Raw genomic sequence first — 6,002 nt, forward strand, 5'->3', positions numbered from 1 at the left:
GCCGAGCGCACCCGCCGCTACGACACGTACTTCTTCGTCGGAGCGTTGCCGGAGGGTCAGCAGGCCGACGGGGAGAACACCGAATCCGACCGTGCGGATTGGACCACGCCGCGGGCCGCCATCGACGACTTCGCGGCCGGCCGCAGCTTCCTGCTGCCGCCGACCTGGACCCAGCTGGACTCGCTGGCCGGACGCACGGTCGCCGACGTGTTGGCCGTCGAGCGTCAGATCGTCACTGTGCAGCCGAATCTGGAGATGGACGGCGACAACTGGGTGTTCGAGTTCTTCGACTCCGATCGCTACCACGCGGCACGGAAAGCCGGTGGACACCGATGGCGGCTGTGAGCGAGTTCGTCAGCATCCACCTGGGCATAGAGCGCCCGGGGGTCGGCACGCTGGTGGTGTCGCGGCCGCCCACCAATGCGATGACCCGCCAGGTCTACCGGGAGATCGGGCAGGCCGCCGCCGAGGTCGCACGTCGCGACGACATCGCCACGGTGATCATCTTCGGCGGCCACGAGATCTTCTCCGCGGGTGACGACATGCCCCAACTGCGCGCGCTGACCGCCCCGGAAGCCGAGACCTGGGCACAGATGCGGCGCGACGCCGTCGACGCCGTCGCGGCGATTCCGAAGCCGACCGTGGCCGCGATCACCGGTTACGCGCTGGGCGCCGGGCTGGGCCTGGCGCTGGCCGCCGACTGGCGGGTGAGCGGTGACAACGTGCGCTTCGGTGCGACGGAGATCCTGGCCGGTTTGGTGCCTGACGGTGGGGGCATGGCGCGGTTGACCCGCACGGTCGGGGTCAGCAGGGCCAAGGAACTGGTGTACAGCGGACGTTTCTTCGACGCCGAGGAGGCGCTGGCCTTGGGCCTGATCGACGAGATGGTAGCTCCTGACAACGTGTACGACGCCGCGGTGGCCTGGGCCGGGCGCTTCGTCGACGGGCCCCCGTACGCGCTGGCCGCGGCCAAGGCCGGCATCAACGACGTGTTCGAGCTGGCTCCGGCCGAGCGGGTGGCCGCCGAACGTCGCCGCTTTGTGGACGTGTTCGGCAGTGCCACTAAGCTGGCGCATCGTGACGAGGAGTTCGAAGGCCGCCGGTGACCCGGCGCCGCAACCGCATGCCACCGCCGAGCAGGTTGAGGCCGCCCGCCACGACAGCAAGCTGGCCCAGGTGCTCTACCACGACTGGGAGGCGGAGAACTACGACGAGAAGTGGTCCATCTCCTACGACCAGCGCTGCATCGACTACGCGCGGGACTGCTTCGACGCCGTCATCCCTGACGATGAGATCTACCGCCTGCCGTACGACCGGGCTCTCGAATTAGGCTGCGGCACAGGATTTTTCCTGCTGAACCTGATTCAGTCCGGGGTCGCGCGGCGTGGTTCGGTCACCGACCTGTCCCCGGGCATGGTCAAAGTCGCCACTCGCAACGGGCAGTCGCTGGGCCTGGACATCGACGGTCGGGTCGCCGACGCCGAGGGCATCCCGTACGACGACAACACATTCGACCTGGTGGTGGGACATGCTGTGCTGCACCACATTCCGGACGTCGGGCTGTCGCTGCGTGAGGTGCAGCGGGTGCTGCGGCCGGGCGGGCGCTTCGTCTTCGCCGGCGAGCCGACCTCTGTGGGCAACGGCTACGCCCGGACGCTGTCGACACTGACCTGGCGGATCACCACCAATGTCACCAAGTTGCCCGGTCTGGGCAGTTGGCGGCGTCCACAGGCCGAGCTGGACGAGTCCTCGCGCGCTGCGGCGCTGGAGGCCGTTGTCGACCTGCACACCTTTACTCCCAGTGACCTGGAGAAGATGGCCGTCTCCGCCGGCGCTGTGGACGTCGAGACCGCCACCGTCGAGTTCACAGCGGCAATGCTGGGCTGGCCGCTGCGCACCTTCGAGTACGCCGTGCCCTCGGAACGGCTGGGCTCGGTCTGGGCCAAGTTGGCGTTCAACAGCTGGAAGACGTTGAGCTGGGTTGATGAGAACCTGTGCCGCCGCGTGGTGCCGAAGCGCTGGTTCTACAACGTGATGATCACCGGGATCAAGCCGTCCTGAACTTCGGGCTCGACGACGTTGCTTACCTGATATCGGACGCGGGCCGTGCGGCGCTGACTATCGTGGATGGGTTGCCGCTGACCGATCGCGTCACCGAGATCGCTGCGCTACGAAAGCAATTCGGCGATCGGACACCGGCACTGGTGGAAACCGTGTTGCTGCGGCGGCGCGCGGCCGACAAGCTGCCCGGTACCGGCGAGTGGCTGTTCACCGACGAGGCGCTGCAGCAAGCCAGCGCCGCGGTTGTGGCGTCGCATCGGGCGCAGCGGCTGGCCGGCGGCATTGTGCACGATGTGACGTGCTCGATTGGCACCGAGGTCGCGGCGCTGCGCGGCTGCGCGGCCCGGGTGGTGGGCAGCGATATCGACCCGGTGCGGCTGGCGATGGCGCGACACAACCTGGGTGCCGCGGCCGACCTGTGCCGTGCCGATGCGCTAGACCCAGTGACCCGCGACGCGGTCGTGATGGCCGACCCGGCGCGGCGCGGCAGCGGACGACGGCGCTTCAACCCGCGCGAGTACCAGCCCGCGCTGGACCAGCTATTCGATGTCTATCGTGGCCGGGAGCTGGTCGTAAAGTGCTCTCCCGGAATCGATTTCGACGTCGTGACACGCCTCGGCTTCGACGGCGAGATCGAGGTGACCTCTTATCGGGGGTCGGTGCGGGAAGCGTGCTTGTGGTCGGCCGGTTTGGCCGACCCGGGTGTGCGCCGGCGGGCTAGCATCCTGGACCGCGGCGAACAGATCACCGACGCCGAGCCGGACGATTGCCCGGTGCGGCCCGTCGGCCGGTGGATCGTCGACCCCGACGGCGCGGTGGTGCGGGCCGGCCTGGTGCGCCATTACGCTGCGCGCCACAGGCTGTGGCAGCTGGACCCGCACATCGCCTACCTGTCCGGGGACCAATTGCCCACGGGAGTGCGCGGATTCGAGGTTCTCCAGCAGCTGCCGTTCGACGAGCGGCGGTTGCGTCAGGCGCTCTCAGCGCTGGACGGCGGCACGTTGGAGATCCTGGTGCGCGGCGTGGATGTCGACCCCACGGCGCTGCGACGGCGGTTGGCGTTGCGGGGCAGCCAGGCCTTGACGGTGGTGATCACCCGGGTCGGCTCGGGTGCAGCGGCGAGGGGGATCGCATTCCTGTGCCGCCCGTCGCGGTAGCGGCTGCACTAAACGGCATTCCACCGCGAGTGGCCTTTGAGTTCGCATCGTCCGAATACAAGCTGAGGACATACTCAGTGTTTTCTCAGCTTTTGTTCGTACATATTGCACGCCGGTCAATAAACTAATGGGCCTCGGCGGTCAAGCGCTGATGGCGAAAATCGCGCACGCGGCGCTGATCTCGGCCGAAGACTTGCTGGGCCAGGGCCCGAGACCCTGCGCGGTTCAGGGCTAGAAAAAGAGCTGAGAGAGTTGGCTAGGTTGATGACCTCGCCGCCGTCCTCTTGACTGACGGTGCTACCGCTTCGGCTCGAGGCGCCGACTATCTCTACGAGATCATCTCGGCGTTGGGTAACGAATCCGGCACTGCAGCCGCTACCAGCGGCGGCTTCCTGGCCGAGCTGCTGTCGCTGTTCTAGGCTTCTGCCTCATGTCGGCGACGGCGGACGTTTGCCGCCCGTCCTGATAGGAGCCGGGTAGGCTTGCGGGACGGCATTTGAGCCGTTCCCAGTCTGCGAGGACAAGTCACCCATGCGCTACCTGATGACGGCCGTGCTGATCGCGGCCGGAGCCCTGTTGGGTTGGTCCGGTGGGCCGGTCGCGGCCGCGGACTCGACGTGCGGCAACTTGGGCGGCGACGTCGAGGGTGACCAGACGTGCCATGTGCATGCCTCCACGTCCACCTACACCCTGGACATGAAGTTTCCGCTCGACTACCCCGACGAGCAGGCGCTCACCGACTACATCGGCCAGAACCGCGATGGATTTGTCAGCGTCGCGCAGACGTCGTCGCAGACATCGGGAACGCGCGAGGTGCCGTACCAAATGGAGGTGACCTCCGAGCAGTACCATTCCGGCCAGCCACCGGGCGGCACCCGAAGCGTGGTGCTCAAGGTCTTCGAGGACCTCGGCGGTCCGCGCCCGTCCAACTCCTACAAGAGTTTCAACTACGACCTCGGATCACAGCAAGCGATCACCTTCGACACGCTCTTCGTGCCTAACAGCAAACCGCTTGATTCCGTTTTCCCGATCGTGCAGCGCGAGATGGGACGGCAGACCGGGTTCGCCGGGGCGATCCTGCCCGGCTCCGGCCTCGATTCGTCGCACTATCAGAACTTCGCCATCACCGATGACGAGGTGATTTTCTACTTCGCGCCGGGAGAGCTGCTGCCGCCGTCAATCGCCGGCGGCAGCCAGGTTCACGTGCCGCGCAACGCCATCCCGCCGCTGACGGTCAAGGGCTGAGGCACTGTCGGCGTCGTTACGGCACCAGCAACGCCCTAGGCCGTACAGCAGTCACATCTGTCACGCCGATCTCTGCGCGGAGCCGGTAGGCAGTTTGCCCGCCTTGTAGCGACAAACCAAGGCGCGCAGGGAACTTTTCGCTCGAAGCCGGGCACATCGAAGCGCCCTGTTGCCTCATGTCAATATGCCCGCGACGGTATTCGTTGCCTCATGTGCCGGATGCCCGCGACAACTGATTGGTGGCCTGGTTTGCTGGTGCCCGGGTGGGCGGTGCTTTGCGTTGGGGTCCGACTTTGGTGATGGCCAGGGTGAGTAGTTCGTTCATCAAGGCGTGGATCTGGCGTTGCAGGGCGGCGGGGTTGATGTCGAGGTAGGTGCGGGTCAGGTTCGCTTTGGCGGTGGTGGGCAGGTTTGGGTGTGCTTGTGCACGGCGGTGCGGGGTGGTGGCGGTGTCGTGCTTCTTGGTGATTTTCGCGCCGTCGCGGACTTTAAGGACGAGCTTCTGTTGGGGGTAGAAGTAGTTGGTCAGTAAGGACTGCAGCGTCCAGATCTTGTTGAGTAGCAGCAGTTCTGCGGGTGTGTCGTAGCGGTGGTAGCCGACGAGAATGCGCACGGTGGTCCAGTTCTTCTGCTCGACGTGGCAGCCGTCGTTTTTGTTACCCGCACGCGAGCGGGTGAAGGTGATCTGGTGCTTGCAGCACCAGTCGAGCAGGTGGAAGTTGATGAACTCCGAGCCGTTGTCGGAGTCGATGCCGCGGATCGGGAACGGCATCACCGCGGTGATGTCGTCAAGGGCGGCCATAACCCCTTTGAGGGCCTTGCTGGGCAGGCTGCGGTTCTCGGTCCAGCCCGTGGCGATGTCGGTGACCGTCAATGTCCAGGCATGCTCGCCCGCGGGGTTGCCGCCGTCATGGCTGACCAGGTCGATCTCGACGAATCCTGGTACTGCGTCGTCCCAGTCGGCCCACGTGCGCACCGGGATCTGGCTTTTAAGCAAGGTGCCGGGCTTGGTGCGTGAGCGTCCCTTCATGGCGTACTTCTTGCGCTCCGGGGCCAACCGACGGTCGATGGTGGCCGCGGACATGCCCGCCAGCAGCGCCGCAGTGTCCTCGTCGACGTCCAACTCGCCGAACCGGCGCAGCACCGCCACCAGCTCACCCAGCATCGGCGCCAGCCTCTTACCCGCCGGCATCCCCAACACCGACCAGCACAACACCAGCGCAGCAACCGCTTTCGGCCCATACTTCGCTGCACGCGGCCGCCGCGCACCTACCACTTGTGGCCGCAGCGCACCACGCAACGCCTTACGGGCATGATCACGATGCCACCCCGTCGTGGCACATAACTCATCAAGAATCTTTGCCTTCTCGGCCTTACCCGCCCGCCGATAGCGAACCGCGATCGCCCTCGTCACGGCACTGCGCTGCGCCAACGTCAACCCCATCATCCGGCGGTAGCCCAGCCCCACCCCACAGGCCCCCAACGACACGCCGTACGCGGGCATTCACACATGAGGCAACGAAGGAGCTACGCGGGCAT

The 6,002-nt window shown here is 66.2% G+C and carries 6 protein-coding genes and 1 pseudogene; 6 read left to right on the forward strand and 1 reads right to left on the reverse strand.

The annotated features are described in order from the left end of the window. The 6 genes and pseudogenes from VKI00_RS26920 to VKI00_RS26945 form a co-directional block, all read left to right on the forward strand. Positions 1–345, forward strand: a pseudogene (locus tag VKI00_RS26920) (NUDIX hydrolase); the annotation flags it as partial. Further along, positions 333–1,106: an enoyl-CoA hydratase gene (locus VKI00_RS26925; RefSeq protein ID WP_414687301.1), complete on the forward strand. Its 774-nt coding sequence runs from the start codon at positions 333–335 to the stop codon at positions 1,104–1,106. The pseudogene VKI00_RS26920 and the gene VKI00_RS26925, both read left to right, overlap by 13 nt. Continuing rightward, positions 1,078–2,061, forward strand: coding sequence for a class I SAM-dependent methyltransferase (locus VKI00_RS26930; protein ID WP_324443699.1), 984 nt, complete (start codon positions 1,078–1,080; stop codon positions 2,059–2,061). The genes VKI00_RS26925 and VKI00_RS26930 overlap by 29 nt, the downstream gene beginning before the upstream one ends. Further along, positions 2,019–3,218, forward strand: coding sequence for a THUMP-like domain-containing protein (locus VKI00_RS26935; protein ID WP_324443707.1), 1,200 nt, complete (start codon positions 2,019–2,021; stop codon positions 3,216–3,218). Before VKI00_RS26930 ends, VKI00_RS26935 begins: the two co-directional genes overlap by 43 nt. A 284-nt stretch (positions 3,219–3,502) precedes the next feature. Beyond that, positions 3,503–3,637: a hypothetical protein gene (locus VKI00_RS26940; RefSeq protein ID WP_324443701.1), complete on the forward strand. Its 135-nt coding sequence runs from the start codon at positions 3,503–3,505 to the stop codon at positions 3,635–3,637. 112 nt (positions 3,638–3,749) lie between these two features. Next, complete coding sequence (locus VKI00_RS26945) at positions 3,750–4,463, forward strand: esterase (protein WP_324443703.1); 714 nt, start codon at positions 3,750–3,752, stop codon at positions 4,461–4,463. A gap of 208 nt (positions 4,464–4,671) precedes the next feature. Here the strand turns inward: VKI00_RS26945 and VKI00_RS26950 are convergent, their stop codons facing one another. Then, positions 4,672–5,907 (reverse strand): transposase family protein, encoded by a 1,236-nt coding sequence (locus VKI00_RS26950; protein WP_324443708.1) that lies wholly within the window; start codon positions 5,905–5,907, stop codon positions 4,672–4,674. Positions 5,908–6,002: the final 95 nt, after the last annotated feature.

The organism is Mycobacterium sp. (assembly GCF_035314665.1).
GTDB lineage: Bacteria > Actinomycetota > Actinomycetes > Mycobacteriales > Mycobacteriaceae > Mycobacterium.